Source organism: Methylocella tundrae (genome assembly GCF_901905185.1).
Classification (GTDB): Bacteria; Pseudomonadota; Alphaproteobacteria; order Rhizobiales; family Beijerinckiaceae; genus Methylocapsa; species Methylocapsa tundrae.
In genome coordinates this window covers 86,006-104,352 of record NZ_CABFMQ020000068.1, presented here as the reverse complement: position 1 = coordinate 104,352, position 18,347 = coordinate 86,006, and the positions used below count along the sequence as shown (strand labels likewise).

At 60.9% G+C, this 18,347-nt stretch carries 19 protein-coding genes and 2 pseudogenes; 12 read left to right on the top strand and 9 right to left on the bottom strand.

Annotated elements, in window-relative coordinates:
• Nucleotides 1-111: pseudogene (locus tag MPC4_RS20895) on the bottom strand (glutamine amidotransferase); the annotation flags it as partial.
• A gap of 308 nt (nt 112-419) precedes the next feature.
• Here MPC4_RS20895 and MPC4_RS06455 point away from each other — a divergent pair.
• The 6 genes from MPC4_RS06455 (at nt 420) to MPC4_RS06430 (ending at nt 3,774) form a co-directional block, all read left to right on the top strand.
• Nucleotides 420-722: a hypothetical protein gene (locus MPC4_RS06455; RefSeq protein ID WP_174511790.1), complete on the top strand. Its 303-nt coding sequence runs from the start codon at nt 420-422 to the stop codon at nt 720-722.
• Entirely contained in the window at nt 722-1,114 is a 393-nt protein-coding gene (locus MPC4_RS06450) for a hypothetical protein (protein ID WP_174511789.1), read from the top strand. Before MPC4_RS06455 ends, MPC4_RS06450 begins: the two co-directional genes overlap by 1 nt.
• A 16-nt stretch (nt 1,115-1,130) precedes the next feature.
• Nucleotides 1,131-1,304, top strand: a complete 174-nt coding sequence (locus MPC4_RS06445) for a hypothetical protein (RefSeq protein ID WP_166795942.1) — start codon at nt 1,131-1,133, stop codon at nt 1,302-1,304.
• Nucleotides 1,301-2,722: an APC family permease gene (locus tag MPC4_RS06440; protein ID WP_134490178.1), complete on the top strand. Its 1,422-nt coding sequence runs from the start codon at nt 1,301-1,303 to the stop codon at nt 2,720-2,722. Before MPC4_RS06445 ends, MPC4_RS06440 begins: the two co-directional genes overlap by 4 nt.
• A gap of 73 nt (nt 2,723-2,795) precedes the next feature.
• Nucleotides 2,796-3,491 carry a hypothetical protein gene (locus tag MPC4_RS06435; RefSeq protein ID WP_174511788.1) on the top strand — a complete coding sequence of 232 codons (696 nt, stop codon included), beginning with the start codon at nt 2,796-2,798 and terminating at the stop codon, nt 3,489-3,491.
• On the top strand, nt 3,478-3,774 hold the full coding sequence (locus MPC4_RS06430; RefSeq protein WP_174511787.1) for a hypothetical protein: 297 nt from the start codon (nt 3,478-3,480) through the stop codon (nt 3,772-3,774). The genes MPC4_RS06435 and MPC4_RS06430 overlap by 14 nt, the downstream gene beginning before the upstream one ends.
• Nucleotides 3,775-3,930: 156 nt before the next feature.
• Here the strand turns inward: MPC4_RS06430 and MPC4_RS21595 are convergent, their stop codons facing one another.
• The 8 genes and pseudogenes from MPC4_RS21595 to urtA all read right to left on the bottom strand — a co-directional run bounded on the left by MPC4_RS21595 (nt 3,931) and on the right by urtA (nt 10,566).
• Nucleotides 3,931-4,107: a hypothetical protein gene (locus tag MPC4_RS21595; RefSeq protein WP_342343611.1), complete on the bottom strand. Its 177-nt coding sequence runs from the start codon at nt 4,105-4,107 to the stop codon at nt 3,931-3,933.
• 39 nt (nt 4,108-4,146) lie between these two features.
• A pseudogene (locus tag MPC4_RS21590) lies at nt 4,147-4,269 on the bottom strand (FmdB family zinc ribbon protein); the annotation flags it as partial.
• A 60-nt stretch (nt 4,270-4,329) separates the two neighbouring features.
• The gene (fmdA, locus tag MPC4_RS06420; protein ID WP_174511785.1) at nt 4,330-5,559 is read right to left on the bottom strand and encodes a formamidase; all 1,230 of its coding nucleotides are present in this window, start codon (nt 5,557-5,559) and stop codon (nt 4,330-4,332) included.
• 75 nt (nt 5,560-5,634) lie between these two features.
• Nucleotides 5,635-6,324 carry an urea ABC transporter ATP-binding subunit UrtE gene (gene urtE / locus MPC4_RS06415; protein WP_174511784.1) on the bottom strand — a complete coding sequence of 230 codons (690 nt, stop codon included), beginning with the start codon at nt 6,322-6,324 and terminating at the stop codon, nt 5,635-5,637.
• A gap of 12 nt (nt 6,325-6,336) precedes the next feature.
• Nucleotides 6,337-7,080: an urea ABC transporter ATP-binding protein UrtD gene (gene urtD / locus MPC4_RS06410; RefSeq protein WP_134490186.1), complete on the bottom strand. Its 744-nt coding sequence runs from the start codon at nt 7,078-7,080 to the stop codon at nt 6,337-6,339.
• 8 nt (nt 7,081-7,088) lie between these two features.
• A complete protein-coding gene (gene urtC, locus MPC4_RS06405; protein ID WP_174511783.1) occupies nt 7,089-8,264 on the bottom strand; it encodes an urea ABC transporter permease subunit UrtC in 1,176 nt (391 codons plus the stop codon).
• A 16-nt stretch (nt 8,265-8,280) separates the two neighbouring features.
• Nucleotides 8,281-9,207, bottom strand: a complete 927-nt coding sequence (gene urtB, locus MPC4_RS06400) for an urea ABC transporter permease subunit UrtB (protein ID WP_174511782.1) — start codon at nt 9,205-9,207, stop codon at nt 8,281-8,283.
• A 99-nt stretch (nt 9,208-9,306) separates the two neighbouring features.
• A complete protein-coding gene (gene urtA, locus MPC4_RS06395; RefSeq protein WP_174511781.1) occupies nt 9,307-10,566 on the bottom strand; it encodes an urea ABC transporter substrate-binding protein in 1,260 nt (419 codons plus the stop codon).
• Between the two features lie 178 nt (nt 10,567-10,744).
• On the opposite strand from urtA, the gene MPC4_RS06390 reads away from it, so the two are divergent.
• From MPC4_RS06390 to ureC, 6 genes are all read left to right on the top strand, one after another.
• Entirely contained in the window at nt 10,745-14,110 is a 3,366-nt protein-coding gene (locus MPC4_RS06390) for an ATP-binding protein (protein ID WP_174511780.1), read from the top strand.
• A complete protein-coding gene (locus tag MPC4_RS06385; RefSeq protein ID WP_174511779.1) occupies nt 14,100-15,026 on the top strand; it encodes a response regulator transcription factor in 927 nt (308 codons plus the stop codon). The genes MPC4_RS06390 and MPC4_RS06385 overlap by 11 nt, the downstream gene beginning before the upstream one ends.
• 321 nt (nt 15,027-15,347) lie before the next feature.
• The gene (locus tag MPC4_RS06380) at nt 15,348-16,022 is read left to right on the top strand and encodes an urease accessory protein UreD (protein WP_174511778.1); all 675 of its coding nucleotides are present in this window, start codon (nt 15,348-15,350) and stop codon (nt 16,020-16,022) included.
• Nucleotides 16,019-16,321, top strand: a complete 303-nt coding sequence (locus MPC4_RS06375; protein WP_134490200.1) for an urease subunit gamma — start codon at nt 16,019-16,021, stop codon at nt 16,319-16,321. Before MPC4_RS06380 ends, MPC4_RS06375 begins: the two co-directional genes overlap by 4 nt.
• Complete coding sequence (locus MPC4_RS06370; protein WP_174511777.1) at nt 16,318-16,632, top strand: urease subunit beta; 315 nt, start codon at nt 16,318-16,320, stop codon at nt 16,630-16,632. Before MPC4_RS06375 ends, MPC4_RS06370 begins: the two co-directional genes overlap by 4 nt.
• A 1-nt stretch (nt 16,633) precedes the next feature.
• A complete protein-coding gene (gene ureC, locus MPC4_RS06365; RefSeq protein ID WP_174511776.1) occupies nt 16,634-18,346 on the top strand; it encodes an urease subunit alpha in 1,713 nt (570 codons plus the stop codon).
• Nucleotide 18,347 lies beyond the last annotated feature (1 nt).

The window sequence follows — 18,347 nt, the reverse complement described above, 5'->3', positions numbered from 1 at the left end:
AGCGCTGTCCGGACCCCGAGCCGTCATCGTCTCAAGCATCACCGCAAGATGCCGGCCAAGATCCGGCTCAAGCGCTGGGTCCTTAAGGAACAATCCCACTATGCCGCACATGGCTCAAATGTCTCCCTACATATTTCGTGTCAGGAAAATAGACATCGCGGTAAGAAAAATACAAGGCCAAAAATGGAGATTTGCGCAAAATATATTCTTGACAGGCAAATCACCGATGGCCCAGGATTTAGGAAAGTCGTCTTAAGCATTTGAATTCAGTGACTTAGCCTGAGATCAAAAGCGCTTCCATCTTAGGCATATCGCCATGAAAATGTGCAACGGCTTCTGAATCCGGTTGACAACGAGCCGAGAGTTGTCTTGTCTTTCGTAAAAAGAAAGAACTGTTCCTAATAAGAATGGAGAGGAAAATGGCCCAACATGATGACCCGCGCGTTGACGGGATGTTCCGACGCGACGCCATTGGGGCGCTCCCGGCGGTCGTTCTGGTATGGCTGCTCTACGCTTTCACTTATTACACGCTGTCCGAAGTTTTCAACCAGCTTGGGTTGAGCGCCCTGATGGGCGGCCTCGCGCTTTGCGTTTTGGTTTTGAACGCATCGTCGATCATCGCGATGATCAAACACTTCAGCGAAGACAGGACCGCGATCTACAGCCGCGATCTCTACTACCTCGATCTCTTGCGGACCAACCGCGCCGGAGGGTCGAAATAATGGCTTACGAACCTCCGAAGCAATCAACCGCCGGCCAGATATTCGACGCTTTGCTGATGATGGCGCTGGTCATCGTCACCTTGTATGCGCCGCTTCTCCTGAAGCTCGCGGGCGGCGGAACGACGACGCAGGAGCTCGACGCATCGAGCTGGCGGACTCTCGGTCAGAACGCCGTCATGTCCCAGCAATGGGAGAAACTCGGATTTACGCCGGCCACCGCCGCGCCGATCATCGCCGTCCGCTTCGATTATGTCATCAACTGGGGCACTCTCGCCCTCTCTTTCGCGGTGATTATCGCATACTTCGTTGTTCTCATAAAAATATCCGACAGGCAGTACAAAGACGTCATTGCCGAGCATTTCGGACCAGCGCAGAAAATCAATAAAATCTAACTCCAGGGAGGGCGACGTGATTCTACTATTCAATATTGCGGCCTGGAGCGTCTCCGGACTGCTCATGGCCTGGATGCTGTTTGATCTCATTCGCGTCAACAGGCAGTTCGACGAAGACTACCTCTTATCTTCGCATGAAGGCGATATCGTCGATACCGAAGAGGCCGAGAAGGCGGAGGGGCTGCTATGAACAAGATCGACACTATTTCGTCGCCCGGCGGCAAGACATTTGTCCCGTCGGAAAAAAAAGTTGCGCTCTCGCGCGTGCTTGGCCCCGGACATGTCTGGGCGCTCGGCGTCGGCATCGTTCTCGTCGGCGAATTCATGGGCTGGAATTTCGCCGTCGGCAAAGGCGGCGCCGTCGCCGCCCTGACAGCCTGCTGGCTCGCCGGCATCCTCTATACCTGCGTCGCCATGATCGACTCGGAAATTACCTCGACGGTGGCGGCCGCCGGCGGCCAATATGCGCAAGCCAAGCACATCATCGGGCCGCTGATGGCTTTCAACGTCGCCCTTTATCTCGTCATGGCGTATACGATGCTCGAAGTCTCCAATGCGATTGTCGCCGGAGATCTTCTGCAATCATTCGCCACCGACCTTGGCATTGCCGGCAGCATCGACAAACAGTCGGTCATTGTCCTGACGATCGTCTTATTATCATGGTTCAATTATCGCGGCGTTCTGGCGACGTTGACGCTGAACCTCATCATCACGGCCATCGCGTTCATCTCGATCGCCGTTCTGTTCTTCTACATCAAGCCGTGGTCGGACGGTCAAAACGAACAGCTGCACGCGCTGCTGACGGGACTCCCCTATGGGACCCTCGGCATTCTCGCCTCGCTGCACTTTGGGCTTTGGTTTTATTTGGGCATAGAGGGCACGACCCAGGCGGCCGAAGAGGTTCGCTCTCCCGCGCGCTCCTTGCCGCTTGGAACCATGACTGGCATGATAACCTTGCTGATCGCGGCGACAGCGACCTGGTATATCGGGGCCAGCCTGATGCCATGGGAATATCTCGGCCAGTCGATCACGCCGCTTTACGACGCGGCCAAGCTGACGAGCAACAAATATCTTGAGATTTTTCTCTTCTTCGGGACGTTGTTTGCAACATTCGCCTCGGCCAATGGGTGCATCAATGACGCCTCGCGCGCCTGGTTCGCGATGGGCCGCGACCGTTACATGCCGATCTGGTTCGGCGCCGTTCATCCCAAATATCGTACGCCCTATCGCTCGGTCGTCTTCTTTGTGCCGATCGCGGTTCTCTTCGCCGTTTCGACGCCGCTCGATCAGACCATCACCTTCTCGATTCTCTCGGGTCTGCTCGGCTACACGCTGATGGCGATCAGCATCTTCCTGTTCAGGCGCAAATGGCCGCTGAAAAGCATCGACCGGGGCTATGTGCACCCGTTTCATCCAATACCGTCTCTGCTGCTCATGCTCCTCTGCTGCCTCGCCTTCTTCGCGGTCTATCTTGGCTACGGCACGCAGCTTCTGGCGATGATGGCTTTCTATATCGTGGCCTCGGCCTGGTTCGTCCTGCACCGGTATAAATATGTGCGGCGCGGCGACCAGTTCACCATGCCCTGGCCGCGCCCGCAGGGCTACTGATCGCCCCACCCAAGATATGGCGCGCGCTCTAGCGTTAAGGGGCGCGCGCCCTCACCAAACAGGAAAGCTGTTGATGGGCGACCCCAATTCGCAGGACAAGGACCACGCGTGGCGGCGATCGATTCTACGCGGGCTGGAGCGGCGCTTGTCGACAGCCGGCGCCAAGCGCAAACATCTTTTGGCCGATTGCCTCCCTCTTCTCGAGCGGAGCGAGATCAGGATCAGGCCGGATGGCTGGGGACAGCTTCATGGTTTTGCAGACGGGCGCGCCGTGTCGATTACGCCGTTTTCGGAAACGCTCGCCTTCCGCCGCCTGCCGCAGCTCTGGATCGCCGTAACGGCGCATTGCGATTTGCGGGCGCGTGGCGTTCTCGACGTCGTCCGTCGATCGACGAATGCTGAATTTTACGCGCCGGCCGCCGACTTGCCGACACGGTTTGCGGCGCCGGCGCAATGGCCGCCCGACACTTTGGTCAAAGGCAACGGCGCCGGGGCGCCCAGCACCCTCGCGCTCCTGACGGAGCCTCTCTCGCTTCTCTTCACTGACGCGAGGGTAAAGGAGGCGCTCGTTGCGCCCCGCGGCGTGCGGATCGTCTATCAGGCGCGCGAAGGCGTCAGAGGCGCCTATCTCCTCTTTCGCCAAAGCCGGTTTAGCGTCGATCGCCTGCACCCGGACGAGGTTTCGCCCCTTATTGCCTCGGCGCAAAGCCTCGCCAGCCTCCTCTCTTTGCCTCCCACATTGAAAAGGACCGCGAATGCCGCCGTTTGATCGTCTGGACAGCCGCATAATCCTCGCCGCCGCCATGGTTCTGCCCGGCGTCGGCCATGTCATGGCGGACCGGGCCGGGCGCGGCCTCGGCTTTGCGTTCTTCACTCTTGTTTTTGCGTGGCTGACGACGAAATTCGCCGCGCCGGACGCAAACTTCATCGGCCGCCATGCAGGGGGGCTGTTCGTTTGGGCGCTCTCCCTGACCGATGTCTACCGTATCGCGCGATCAAGAGAGATCCGCGAACAGCGGAGCCTTGGCGGGGCGCAGCGCCTTGAGAGATAGGCCTGGATCAGGAAGCTCCGCAAGACGCTTTCGCGCATCCCGCTTCAGCCGTGCTCTCAACGCTTCTCATCCGATCGACGCCGACCCCAATGCGGCGTCGGCCTGCCAATGACATTCATCATGCGACGGCGGGATCCCGCCGGGATCAATCGATCATCAGTGCGAGATCATCCAGGGCCGCGCCGCCGGAAAGCTCTTGGCCGCGCTCGGCGCCGCCGCCGTCGCCGCGCCTGATTTGCGGCTCATGCCGGCGCAGCAGGAACAGCCGGCTCCATGCCCGGCGCTCGACAGACGCGGCGCATTTGCGCTGCGTTCATTCGTAGCGAACGCCATGCGCCGCTCCTTGGACATCGCGCCCATATGCGGCGCGGTCAGGATCGCGCGAGGCGCGGAGGCGCCGCAAGCCGGACAGGGACGAGGCGCTGCGGATTCGGCCATCGGCCGGCTTTCGGTGAAGCTGCCGCATGAATCACAAAGGTAATCGTAATAGGGCATGTGCCTCCCCGTTTCATACAGGGGGAGCGGGAGCTCCCCCTTCCTCACGCTGGCTAAGGCTTAGAGATCAGGAGATAGAGGAAGATCTATGTCCCCGGTAATGAACTTCTGCGGACCGGCGGCTGTCGGATTGATGTCGAAATCGAAGATCTCCGTCGGCAGCCACAAAGTCGCGCAAGAGTTCGGAATGTCGACGACGCCGGATATATGCCCCTGCACCGGGGCCGTCCCCAGGATAGCAAGGGCCTGCGCGCCCGAATAACCGAATTTCTTCAGATATTCAATCGCGTTGAGGCACGCCTGACGATAGGCGACGTTCACGTCGAGATAATGCTGCTTGCCTTCTTCGTCGACCGAAATGCCTTCGAAGATGAGATAGTCCTTATAATTCGGCGTGATCGGCGACGGCTTGAAGATCGGCGACTTGATCCCGTATTTCGACATGCCGTCCTTGATGATGTCGACCTTGAGATGCACCCGGCCGGCCATTTCGATGGCGCCGCAGAAAGTGATTTCGCCATCTCCCTGGCTGAAATGCAGATCGCCCATGGAGAGGCCGGCGCCCGGCACATAGACGGGAAAGAACACTTTCGAGCCGCGCGACAGATCCTTGATGTCGCAATTGCCGCCATGCTCGCGCGGCGGCACGGTGCGCGCGCCTTCCGCCGCCGCTTTGGCCTTGGCGTCGCCAGTGAGCTGGCCCATATGCGCCGTCGCGCCGAAGGGCGGAGCGGCAAGCGGAGGCACGCGCGTGGGATCGGTGTTGATCAGCCCCATTTCGCGCTCGTTCCAGATGTCGAGCAGCTGTTTCGAGGGCAGACAGCCGATCAGGCCCGGATGTGTCAGCCCAGCAAATTGCACGCCCGGAACATGGCGCGACGAGGTGAACATGCCATGGATGTCCCAGATCGATTTCTGCGCCTGCGGGAAATGTTCGGTGAGGAATCCGCCGCCGTTCTTTTTGGAGAAGAAGCCGTTGAAGCCCCACTGGCTTTCCGGCTTGGGCCCGATGTCGAGGAGATCGACCACCAGAAGGTCGCCAGGCTCCGCCCCCGTGACCCCGATCGGCCCCGAAAGAAAGTGAACGATCGTCAGATCGATGTCCCTGACGTCGTCGGCCGAATCGTTATTCTTGATAAAACCGCCGGTCCAGTCGTAAGTCTCCACGATGAAATCATCGCCTGGCTTCACCCAGGCCACCATGGGGATGTCGGGATGCCAACGGTTGTGCACCTTCTCATTTGTATAGGCTGATTGGGTCAAATCGACCTTGATCAGGGTTTCAGCCATCATAGTCCTCCGTTTGGGATTGGGCGCATAAGGCGGGTGCGGCGCGCGATCCAGGTCGCGGCCGGAATTTGGCGGCTAGACTGAAAGGAAACGCGAGACGGCGGCCTCATCGATTTCGGCGCGCTCGTTTTCATGGACGATCTCGCCATTTTCCATGACGAGAACGCGATCGGCTATATCGAGCGCAAAGCTCAGCACCTGTTCCGAGACCAGAATCGACAGGCCCCGCTCATCGCGGATGCGCTTCAGCGTGCGGCCCATCTCGCGGATGATCGAGGGCTGAATGCCCTCCGTCGGCTCATCGAGCAGCAGCACTTTCGGCTTGCTGGCGAGCGCGCGCGCCATGGCGAGCTGCTGCTGCTGTCCGCCGGACAGATTTCCGCCGCGCCGTCCCTTCATTTCGAGCAGCACGGGAAACAGCGCGTAGATGTCGTCCGGCACTTTGGACGCGCCGGAGGCGGTGAGGCCGGTTTCAATATTTTCCTCGACGGTCATGGTCGAGAAGATCATGCGGCCTTGCGGCACGTAAGCAATGCCCTTGGCGACGCGCTGGTGGCTCTTGAGGCCGGCCAGTTCAGCCTCGCCCAGCCTGATCGAGCCTCTGGAGCTCGCCGCGAGGCCAATCAGCGACTTCATCAGCGTGGTCTTGCCCATGCCGTTGCGTCCCATGATCGCGACGATCTCATTGGGCCGGACCGAAAAATTGAGGCCGTGAAGGACCTCGCTTTGACCATAAGCGACATGCAGGTCGGCGACTTCGAGCATTGGAAATCTCCTTCAGTGCCCGAGATAGACTTCGATGACGCGGGGGTCAGTCTTGATTTTCTCCATCGGGCCTTCCGCGAGAATCTGACCCTGATGGAGCACAGTGACCTTATGCGCGATGTCCTCGACGAACTTCATGTCGTGCTCGATGACGATCACCGACCGGTCCTTGATGATGCGATGAAGCAGTTCCGCCGTCTTGATCCGCTCGGAAACGCTCATCCCGGCCACGGGCTCGTCGAGCATCAGGAGATCGGGATCCTGAATCAGCAGCATGCCGATCTCGAGCCATTGCTTCTGGCCGTGGCTGAGGAAATCGGCGCGCCGCTGAAGCTGATCGCTGAGGAAGATCGCCTCGGCGATTTCCTGCACCCTTTCGCGCACCGCATCGTCGCGCCGGAACGCCAGCGCCCCAAATACGGAGCGCCCGCGCGGGTATGAGATCTCGAGATTCTCGAAGACGGTAAGATCGTCGTAGATCGAGGGCGTCTGAAACTTGCGCCCGACGCCGGCCTCGACGATCTGATTTTCGCGCAGTTTGGTCAGCTCCTTGTTGCGAAACTTGATCGACCCCGACGTCGCCTTGGTCTTGCCGCAGATCAGATCGAGGACGGTCGTCTTGCCTGCCCCATTGGGTCCGATGATGACGCGTATTTCACGTTCGTCGACATAAAAGCTCAGATCATTGACCGCTTTGAAGCCGTCGAAGGAAACGGTGAGGCCTTCGACCGCGAGGAGGAAATCAGTGTCGGACATGGGAGCGCCTATTCCGCGGGAGCTTTGGGAGGAAGGCTGGCGTTGTCCCGGCTTGCGCTGGACGCCTGCCTGCCCGTGAGCAAGCGATCGAAGAGGGGTTGGACATAGGTGTTCCAGAGGCCCGCAAGACCGTCCGGGAAAGCCATCACGACGCCGATGTAGAGCGCGCCGAGGCCGAACAGCCAGAGCTCGGGGAAGCTCTCGGAGAAGCTCGTCTTGGCGAAATTGACGAGCAGGGTTCCCCAGATGGCGCCGAAGATCGACTCGCGTCCGCCGACAGCTGTATAGATCACCATCTCGATCGAGGGCACGATGCCGACGAAGGAAGGCGACATGAAGCCGACCTGGAGCGTGAACATCGCCCCGCCGATGGCCGCGAAGACCGCGGCGAGGCAGAACACGAAGATCTTGAAGTTGGCGACATTATAGCCGGAGAAACGGACGCGGTCCTCCTTGCCGCGCATCGCGATCAGGACGCGGCCATATTTCGAGCGCTTGATGAATTGCGCGAACAGCATGCAGGCCATGAGCAGTCCGGCGTTCAGGAAATAGAGAATTTCCTTCGCGTGGTCGGTGCGGATGTCCCATCCCTTTAAGGTGCGCAGATCGGTGATGCCGTTGATGCCGCCGGTATATCCTTGCTGGCCGACGATCAAGATTGTGAGGATCGCTGCGATCGCCTGCGTGATGATGGCGAAATAGACGCCGCCGACGCGGCGCTTGAACATCGCGGCGCCGACGATGAGCGCGGTGATGACCGGCGCCGCGATGACGGCGATGATGGCGAAGGAGAGACTATGGAAGGGCCGCCAGAACCAGGGGAGGGCTGTGATCTGGTTCCAGTCCATGAAGTCCGGAATGCCCGGGGTCGATTGAATTTTCGTCGCTTCCGGGTTTGACGCCTCGAGCTTGAGAAACATCGCGATGCAATAGCCGCCGATGCCGAAGAAGACGCCCTGGCCAAGGCTCAAAATGCCGCCATAGCCCCAGCAGAGGACGAGGCCGAGCGCCACGAAGGCGTAGGTCAGGTACTTGCCCACGAGGTTGAGGCGGAAGGCGTCGAGCAGCGCCGGAAACGCCACGAGAATCACCGCCGCCACGGCGAGAAAAGCGATCCATTCGCGGCGGGTCATGAATGCGCTGTCTTTGACCGGAGACAGTTTCGGGCGGGAGTTGGAAGTCATGACGCGAGATCTCCCTTCAGCGACGGACTTTGAGGGCGAAGAGGCCCTGTGGGCGCAGCATCAGGATCAGCACGACGCCAATCAATGTGATCACCTGGGCCATTGACCCCGACGTGAAGAATTCGAGCGTCGAACGGGCCTGCGAGATGGTGAAGGCCGAGGCGATGGTGCCGAGAAGGCTCTGAGCCCCGCCGAACACCACGACGAGAAAAGTGTCGACGATGTAAAGCTGGCCCGAAGTCGGCCCCGTGGAGCCGATCATGGTGAAAGCCGCGCCGGCGACGCCTGCGATGCCGCAACCGATGCCGAACGTCATGCGGTCGACCTTCTCGGTGTTGATGCCGACGGCGCCCGCCATGTCGCGATTGAGCACGACCGCGCGCACCTGCCGCCCCCAGCTCGAACGATACATCAGTATCCCGACGACGACGGTGATGAGCATGGTCAGGGTCATCACGAAAACCCCGTTGATCGGAACTTCGATGGAATCAGTCATATGAATCGCGCCCATCATCCAGGAGGGCAGCTCGACGCCGACTTCGCGCGCGCCGAAAATCGAGCGATAGGCTTGCTGCAGGATGAGGCTGAGGCCCCAGGTGGCGAGCAGCGTGTCGAGCGGGCGCTTGTAGAGATGGCGGATCAAAAGCCATTCGACGAGCATTCCCAGTGCGCCGGAGGCGATGAACGCAAGAATCATCGCGAGGAAAAAATAGATCGGAAACAGCGCCGGGAGGTAGGCCTGAAAAAATTTCGAGGTCAGATAGGTCACATAGGCGCCAAGAATCATGAATTCGCCATGCGCCATATTGATCACGCCCATCTGCCCAAAAATGATCGCGAGGCCGAGCGCCATCAGAACGAAGACGGAGAAGAGGATCAGGCCCGCAAACCCCTGCATGGCGAAGATCGAGAGGAGCTGGTCCGGCGTATAGTCTCCGAACATGAGCGGGTCTCCTTGCGAGACGAGGTTGCGACAGAAAAGCGTGGCGTGCTGAAAACGCCGCGGGCGCAAGAGAAGCGGTTTGCGCCCGCGGCGGCTCGATTATTGATAGCCTTTGGGGAAGGGGTTCGGCTCCATCAGGTCCGCCGTCTCGTAGATGACGTCATACTGGCCGTCGGTGCGCGCGCGTCCGACCCGGGTCTTCGACCAGAGGTGATGGTTTTCGTGTATGCGGACATAACCTTCCGGCGCGCCCTTGAACTCGACCCCCGGCGAGGCGGCGGCGATTTTGTCGATGTCGAAACTGTTCGCCTTCTCCGCCGTCAGCTTCCACAGCCAGGGCCCGAGATAGGCGGCCTGGGTCACATCCCCGATCACCGCGTCCTTGCCATATTTCTCCTTGAAGGCCGGCACGAATTTCTCGTTGTTGGGATTTTTCAGCGACTGGAAATATTTCATGCACGCGTAGGCGCCGGCGATGTTCTCGCCGCCAATGCCGAGGATCTCGTCCTCGGTGACGGAAATGGTCATCAATGTCTGTTTGCTGAGATCGACGCCCGCCGCCTTGAGCTGCTTATAGAAGGCGACATTGGAGCCGCCGACCACAATGGCGTAGATGACGTCCGGCTTGACCAGCTTGATTTTGTTGATGACGGAGTTGAACTGCGTGTGCCCCAGCGGAAAATACTCTTCTCCGACGACCTTGGTCTTCAAAACGTTTTCAATGTGCTTACGCGCTATCTTGTTCGAGGTGCGCGGCCAGATATAATCTGAGCCGAGAAGATAGAATGTTTTGGCGTTTTTCTCTTTCGAAACCCAGTTCAGCCCAGCGAGGATTTGCTGCGTTGCTTCCTGGCCCGTGTAGATGACGTTCTTTGACTGCTCAAGGCCTTCGTAGAAAGTCGGATAATAGAGCATTCCATTGTATTGTTCAAAGACGGGGAGCACCGCCTTGCGCGAGGCCGAAGTCCAGCAGCCAAAAACGGCCGCGCATTTATCGTCGACGAGGAGCTTGCGGGCCTTCTCGGCAAAGGTCGGCCAGTCGCTCGCGCCGTCCTCCTGGACGATCTTGATCTTGCGGCCCAAGATCCCGCCGGCGGCGTTGATCTGTTCGATCGCGAGTTTTTCGGCCTCGACGGAGCCCGTTTCACTGATCGCCATGGTGCCGGTGACGGAATGCAGAATGCCGACGGTCACGGCATCGTCCGTGACGGCTAAACCGGTCGTATTGACGGCGGATGTGGCCGGCGCGTCGGCAAAGGCGAGGCGCGGCGTCAGCCCCGCCATTGGCAGCGCAGCCATTCCCATGAGAAGCTTGCGGCGAAGGGCGGAATAATTCGGCGTGTCGTGGTCGTTCGGCATTGCGCCTCCGGCTGATGATGCAAATTGCGGAGGGGTGTCGCTCCGTTGACGCTTATGGTGTTGGACAGGGCGGCTGGGAGCGATACGTAAAATCGCGTATGTTGCACCGCAAAAGCACTGGCTTAGTGTCATCGCTGTCGGGGAAAGGCGACGTCTCCGGCGCGCCAAGGGTTGGTCAATGATCGGGTTACAAAGAATCGACAGGGTGCGGCGGCAGTATAATCAGTGGGTGGCCAACCAAACTCTTGAAGATTATGCTCTGCGCTTCACCGCCAAGAGCGCGCGCCGCTGGTCGTCTTTTCGCGTCGCGAATACGGCGCTCGGCGCAATATCCTTTCTGGCGCTTGAGGCGATCGGCGCCGCGATCACGTTGAATTACGGCTTCACCAACGCCGTCGCGGCCATTCTCGTCGTCTGCGCGCTGATGATGGCCGCCGGGCTGCCGATCTGCTTCTACGCCGCGAAATTTGGCGTTGACATCGATCTTCTGACGCGCGGCGCCGGCTTTGGCTATCTTGGTTCAACGATCACCTCTTTGATCTACGCCTCCTTCACTTTCATCTTTTTCGCCATCGAGGCGGTCATCCTCGCTACCGCGCTCGACTTGTGCTTTGGCGTGCCCCGGCCTGTCGGTTATCTGATCGCCGCCTTGGGCATCATCCCTCTGGTAACGCACGGCATCACCTTCATCAGCCGCTTTCAGCTGTGGACCCAACCGTTGTGGGCTGTGCTGCAGGTGCTGCCCTTCATCGGCATCGTGCTGTTGCAGCCAGGCGCCTTCGCACAATGGACCCATTTCACCGGACAGCGCGGCCCGGCCTCGGGCGGCTTCGACATCGCCCTCTTTGGAGCCGCCGCCGCTGTTGTCTTTTCGCTGGCCGGGCAGATCGGCGAGCAGGTCGATTTTCTGCGCTTTTTGCCGCGCGAGAAGCCCGGTCAGCGCACGGCCTGGTGGCTGGCGCTGCTATCGGCCGGACCCGGCTGGGTGGTCATTGGCGCGCTCAAACTGCTGGCCGGGTCTTTCCTCGCGGCCTTCGCCCTCGGCCAAGGGATCGCATTCGCCGATGCGAGCGACCCGACGCATCTCTATCTCGCCGCCTTTGGCTATGTGCTGCCGAACCCCGCCGTCGCGGTGGCGGTGACCGGCCTTTTCGTCTTGCTCGCACAGATCAAGATCAACGTCACAAACGCCTATGCCGGCTCGATCGCCTGGTCGAATTTTTTTTCGCGGCTGACCCACAGCCACCCCGGCCGCGTCGTCTGGCTCGTGTTCAACGTCGTCATCGCCCTCCTGCTGATGGAGCTTGGCGTCTACAAAACCCTTGAGCAGACGCTGGGCCTTTACGCCAATGTCGCCGTGGCGTGGGTCGGCGCGCTGGTCGCCGATCTCGTCGTCAACAAGCCGCTCGGCCTCAGCCCTCCCTATATCGAATTCAAAAGGGCGCATTCCTACGACATCAATCCCGTCGGCGTCGGCGCCATGCTGCTCGCCTGCGCGGCCTCAGCCGCCGCATCGCTGAATTATTTGGGCGCGACGGCCCATGCGCTGGCGATCTTCGTGGCGTTTGGCGTCAGCTTCACCGCTTCCCCGCTGATCGCGGCGCTGACGCACGGGCGCTTCTATCTGGCGCGCAAGCCAAGCCAGAGCCTGCAGGCTCAGGGCGACATCAAGTGCTGCATCTGTGAACATGCCTTCGAGCCGGAGGACATGGCGCACTGCCCGGCTTACGCGGGCCCGATCTGCTCGCTGTGCTGTTCGCTCGACGCGCGCTGCCATGACCTGTGCAAGCCGCAGGCGCGGGTCGGCATGCAGGCGAAGGCGCTCGCACGCCTCATTCTGCCGAAAGCCCTGCACGCGCAGCTCGACACACAGTTCATGCGTTATATCGGGGTATTCGCACTATCCGTCGGAGTGATCGCCGTCATCTTGAGCCTCGTCAATCTCGAGAGCGGGAGCGGTCAGGAGATCGGCCAGACGCTGGTTGCGAACGTGCTGTGGAAAGTGTTCTTCGCCCTCATGATCGTGGTTGGCGTCGCGGCCTGGCTGTTCGTTCTTTCCGGGCAAAGCATTCGCGCCGCTGAAGCCGAGCTCAATCGGCAGGCGAGTTTGCTGATGGCTGAAATCGAGGCGCATGGGCGCACCGACGCCGCGCTGCAAAAGGCAAAGGAGGCGGCCGAGGCCGCCAATGAGGCGAAGAGCCGCTATGTCGTGGGCCTCAGCCACGAGCTTCGAACGCCGCTCAACGCGATTTTAGGCTACACTCAGCTTCTCGAACAAAATCAGGATCTTGGAAACAAGCCGCGCAATCAGATCCGCGTGGTGCAACGAAGCGCGCGGCACCTCGCCGGCTTGATCGATGGTCTTCTGGACGTCGCGAAGATCGAAGCCGGCCGTCTGCACCTTGAACGGGACCAGGTCCGCATGGCGGAGTTTCTGGATCAGCTCGCCGAGATGTTCAAGATACAGGCCGAGACCAAAGGCATCGCCTTCGACATCGAACGCCCCGCCAATCTGCCCGTCGTCGTTTATTCGGATGAGAAGCGTTTGCGGCAGATTTTGATCAACCTCGTTTCCAACGCCATCAAGTTCACCCGTGAGGGGGGCGTCGTCCTGAGCATGACCTATCGGAGCCCGATCGCCGAATTCAAGATTGTGGACACGGGGCCCGGCATCAGGGAACAGGATCTCGAACGCATCTTTGCGCCATTCGAGCGCGGCGCCATTGGAGAGACAGAGCCAAATTCAGGCACCGGCCTCGGGCTCACCATAGCCAAGCTGCTGACCGGCATCATGGGCGGCCAGATCACAGTGCGCAGCACGCCCGGAAAGGGTAGCGCGTTCAACGTGAAGCTGCTTCTCTCCGAAGTGACGGACCCGCGGCTTCCGGGCGCGGAGCCGCGCCGCGTCAGGGGCTACGCCGGGCCGCGGTGCACGGTGCTGGTCGTCGATGACGACGACTCGCATCGCGACCTGATGGCCGACATTCTGGAGCCGCTCGGCTTTATTCTGATGAGCGCGCCGGACGGCGTGACCTGCCTCTCGCTCGTCGAGCACTGCCGCCCGGATCTGTTTCTGCTTGACGTCTCGATGCCCGGCCTCAATGGCTGGATGCTGGCCGAGAAGCTGCGCGAAGGCGGCCACCGCGAGGCCTCCATCCTGATGCTGTCGGCCAATCCCATTGACGCCCATCGCACCGCCGCTGTGGAGCCGGTTCACGACGGTTTCCTGATGAAGCCCATCGACGTTGGCCGGCTGCTCGACGCCGTGCAAAGCCTGCTCGGACTTTCCTGGGAGCTTGAGGAAACGACGCCCGCTCCCGAAGTCGTGCTGGAGCCCGCGCAACTGACGGCGCATCATCTCGCTGATCTGACGGAGCTCGGCGCGCTCGGCTTCGTGCGCGGCATTCAGTTCAAGCTCGATGAGATCGCGGCTGAAAACCCGGACGCGCGGCCGGTCGTCGAGCGGCTGCGCGAGCTCGTCGAGAACTGCGATCTGCCGCGCTACATGGCTGAACTCGATGTGTTGAACGCCAATGACCGATGATGGCCAGTTGCGTGACGTCGCCCTCGTCGTCGATGATTCGCCCGAGACGCTGTCGCTGCTGACCGACGCACTCGACAAGGCCGGCATGACCGTCATGGTCGCCCTTGATGGCGCCTCCGCGATCAAGATCGCGCAAAGGCTGCTGCCGGACGTCATTCTGCTCGATGCGATGATGCCTGGCATCGACGGCTTCGAGACATGCCGGCGCCTCAAGACCGATGCGGCGCTGCGCAAGGTGCCGGTTATCTTCATGACGGGTTTGAGCGAGACCGAACATATCGTCAAAGGACTTGAGGCTGGCGGCGTCGACTATGTGACGAAGCCCGTGATCATCGAGGAAATGCTGGCGCGCATCCGCGTCCATCTCGCGACGGCCCGCGTCGCCCAAAGCGCCCGTGCGGCGCTCGACGCGTCGGGACGACATTTATTCGCGGTGAACGCGGACGGCCATGTGTTGTGGCTGACGCCCCAGGCCGAAAAGACGTTCCTCATCGCCGACGGCGACAAGGGGTTGCTCGTCCCCGCCGAGATTCGCGACTGGGTCGCCGCCTGCAATGCAGGCGACGCGGACCGTCGCCGGAACGGACCGACGCTATCGCTGCTAAGAGCCGGCCCGGTGCGCATTTCCTATGTCGGCCGCATAGGTCCCGATGAGTTTTTATTGCGCCTCGCGCCGCAGGAAATCGAGGAGCTGCCCCCCGCCCTGTTCGAGCCGTTTCGACTGACGATGCGCGAACTCGAAGTCTTATCCTGGATCGTCAGAGGGAAATCCAATCGGGACGCCGCCGAAATCCTCGGGATGAGCACGCGCACGGTCGACAAGCATCTGGAGCACGTCTACGCAAAACTCGGAGTCGAAAACCGCACCGCCGCCACGGCGCTGGTCCTCAACCTCCTGGGAAAGGCTTCGGGATGAGGCGGAAGGCCGATCCGGCGACGCGCCCGCAGACCCTGTCAATGCTCAATTGCGCGTATTGCGCCGCAGACGAGTCCGGTTGGTAAGGTGCGGCTTGATAGATCCCATTGCCGAGCGCTATTGAATGCGGACTCGAGAGACAGCGCCACAGGAGCTTCCAACATCTCGCCATGCTCCAAAACGCCCTCGCCACGGTTTCAGCGCGCCGATGGCGGACTTGCCTTCGAAGTCGTTCGGAAATCGGGAGCGACGAGATTAAGCAAACTCCGCCAACAGGCGCCCTGTCGCGCTTTCTTTCCGTCAGCGGCGGACGCGTCCCTCATGGAGGCGATCCTCGTCAACACGGGCGGCGGCCTTGTCGAGGGCGACCGTATTTCGAGTGAAATCGGAGTGCGCGAAGGCGCGCGATTGACGGTCACCACGCAGGCGGCGGAGAAAATATATCGCTCCCTCACCGAGGAGACGCGCATCACGACCGATCTCGCCGTCGCGGAGGGCGCGCAGCTGACATGGACGCCGCAGGAAACGATTCTGTTCGACGGCGCCCGCCTCAGGCGCCGGCAGTGTGTTTCGGTGACGGAAACGTCGAGGTTTCTCGCAGCCGAGATCGTGATCTTCGGGCGCATCGCTCGCGGCGAGCGGTTCACCTGCGGCTCATTGCGGGACAACTGGGCGATCCGCTGCCGCGGTAAATTGCTATGGATGGATTGCCTGCGTCTCGACGAGGGTTTCCTCGCTGAAAAGACGCGGCGCTTCGCTTTCGGCGATTCAGCAGGCCTTGGCACAATCATCTATTTTGGCCCGGATTCGGCATCGATTTTGCCTGTCGCACAAGACGCGGCGGCGCGGCTCGGCGGAGGCGCGACGCTCGTCAACGGCGTTCTGCTCGCGCGCTTCTTGAACGACGACGAGGCGCAATTGCGGGCCGCTTCGTTTTCCTTCGCCGAGGAGCTTCACAAATCGATGGCCGGATCGGTCTGCTGGGAGAACGCATGAATCTGACTCCAAGAGAAAAAGACAAGCTCCTGATCGCCATGGCGGCGATCGTGGCGCGCCGCCGTCTCGAGCGCGGCGTAAAGCTCAATTATCCCGAGGCCGTCGCGATCATCACCGACTTCGTGGTGGAGGGCGCCCGCGACGGGCGCAGCGTCGCAGCTCTCATGGAGCAGGGCGGGACAGTGATCGGACGCGAACAGGTGATGGAGGGCATCGCAGAAATGATCCCTGAAATTCAGGTGGAGGCGACCTTTCCCGACGGAACGAAGCTCGTCACCGTGCATGAGCCCATTCGATGATCCCGGGCGAGATCATTCCCGCCGCCGGCGACATTGTGCTCAACGCCGGCCGCGCCGCCATTGCGCTTGCCGTGTCGAATGTCGGGGACCGTCCGATCCAGGTCGGCTCCCACTATCATTTCGCCGAGACGAACGCAGCGCTCTCATTCGACCGGAAAAAGGCGCTCGGCATGCGGCTTGACATTCCGGCCGGAACCGCCGTCCGCTTCGAACCCGGCCAGTCCCGCGAAGTGAGGCTTATCCCTTATGCCGGCGCGCGCGAAATCTGGGGCTTTACCGGAGCCGTCATGAACAAGCTTGGAGACGAATGACATGCCCGTCACGATCAGCCGGCGGGCCTATTCAGGCATGTTTGGCCCGACCATCGGAGACAAGATCCGCCTTGCCGACACGCAATTGCTGATCGAGGTCGAACGCGACCACACCATCTATGGCGAGGAAGTGAAATTCGGCGGCGGCAAGGTCATTCGCGACGGGATGGGGCAAAGTCAACGCTCGCGCGCCGAAGGCGCCGTCGACACGCTCATCACCAATGTCGTGATTCTCGATCATACAGGGGTGGTGAAAGCCGACGTCGGATTGAAGGACGGCCGCATCGCCGCGATCGGCAAGGGCGGCAATCCCGATATTCAGCCGGGCGTCACGATCATCATCGGCCCCGGGACGGAGATTATCGCTGGCGAGGGAAAGATACTGACCGCCGGCGGCATCGACGCGCATATCCATTTCATCGCGCCGCAGCAGATCGAGGAGGCGCTCTATAGCGGCGTGACGACCATGTTGGGCGGCGGCACGGGTCCCGCGGAGGGAACCAAGGCGACGACCTGCACGCCGGGACCCTGGCACATGATGCGGATGCTGCAGGCCGCCGAAGGCTTGCCGATGAATCTCGGCTTTTTCGGCAAGGGCAATGCGAGCAAACCTGATGCCCTCATCGAGATGGTGTCGGCCGGCGCCTGCGGTCTGAAACTGCATGAGGACTGGGGCACGACGCCCGCCGCCATCGATTGCTGTCTTTCCGTCGCCGATCAACTCGACGTCCAGGCGACGCTCCATTCCGACACGCTGAACGAGAGCGGCTTCGTCGAGACGACGATCGCCGCCTTCAAGGGCCGCACGATCCATGCCTTTCATACCGAAGGCGCGGGCGGCGGGCACGCGCCTGACATCATCAAACTCGCTGGCGAATTGAATGTTTTGCCGTCGTCAACCAACCCGACGCGGCCCTTCACGGTCAACACGCTGGACGAGCATCTCGACATGCTGATGGTCTGCCATCATCTCGATCCGCGCATCCCTGAGGACATCGCCTTCGCCGAGAGCCGCATCCGTAAGGAGACCATCGCGGCCGAGGACATTCTGCATGATCTTGGCGCGCTCTCGATGATTTCAAGCGACAGCCAGGCGATGGGCCGCGTCGGCGAAGTCATCATCAGATGCTGGCAGACCGCCGACAAAATGAAGCGCCAGCGCGGCTCGCTGCCCGAGGATGCGCCCGGCAACGACAATTTCCGCGCGCGGCGCTACATCGCGAAATATACGATCAACCCGGCGATCGCACACGGCGTCTCGCATGTCGTCGGCTCCGTCGAGGTCGGCAAGCTGGCCGACCTCGTGCTGTGGTCTCCGGCGTTCTTCGGCGTCAAGCCGGATCTGGTTCTAAAGGGCGGCGTCATCGCGGCGGCGGCGATTGGCGATCCCAACGCCAGCATTCCGACGCCTCAGCCAGTGCACTACAGGCCGATGTTTGGAGCTTTCGGCCGAAGCCTCACCGAATCGAGCCTGCTGTTCGTCAGCGCGCTTTCCATCGAGCATGGGATCGCCTCGCGCTACGGCCTCTCCCGGCCGCTGGAGGCGGTGCGCAACGTGCGGAGCGGAATTTCCAAAAAGAGCATGATCCTCAATGACGCGACGCCGGTCATCGAGGTTGATCCCGAAACTTATGAGGTGCGCGCCGACGGCCTTTTGTTGACATGCGAGCCCGCCGAAGAGCTGCCCATGGCGCAGCGCTACTTTCTGTTTTGAT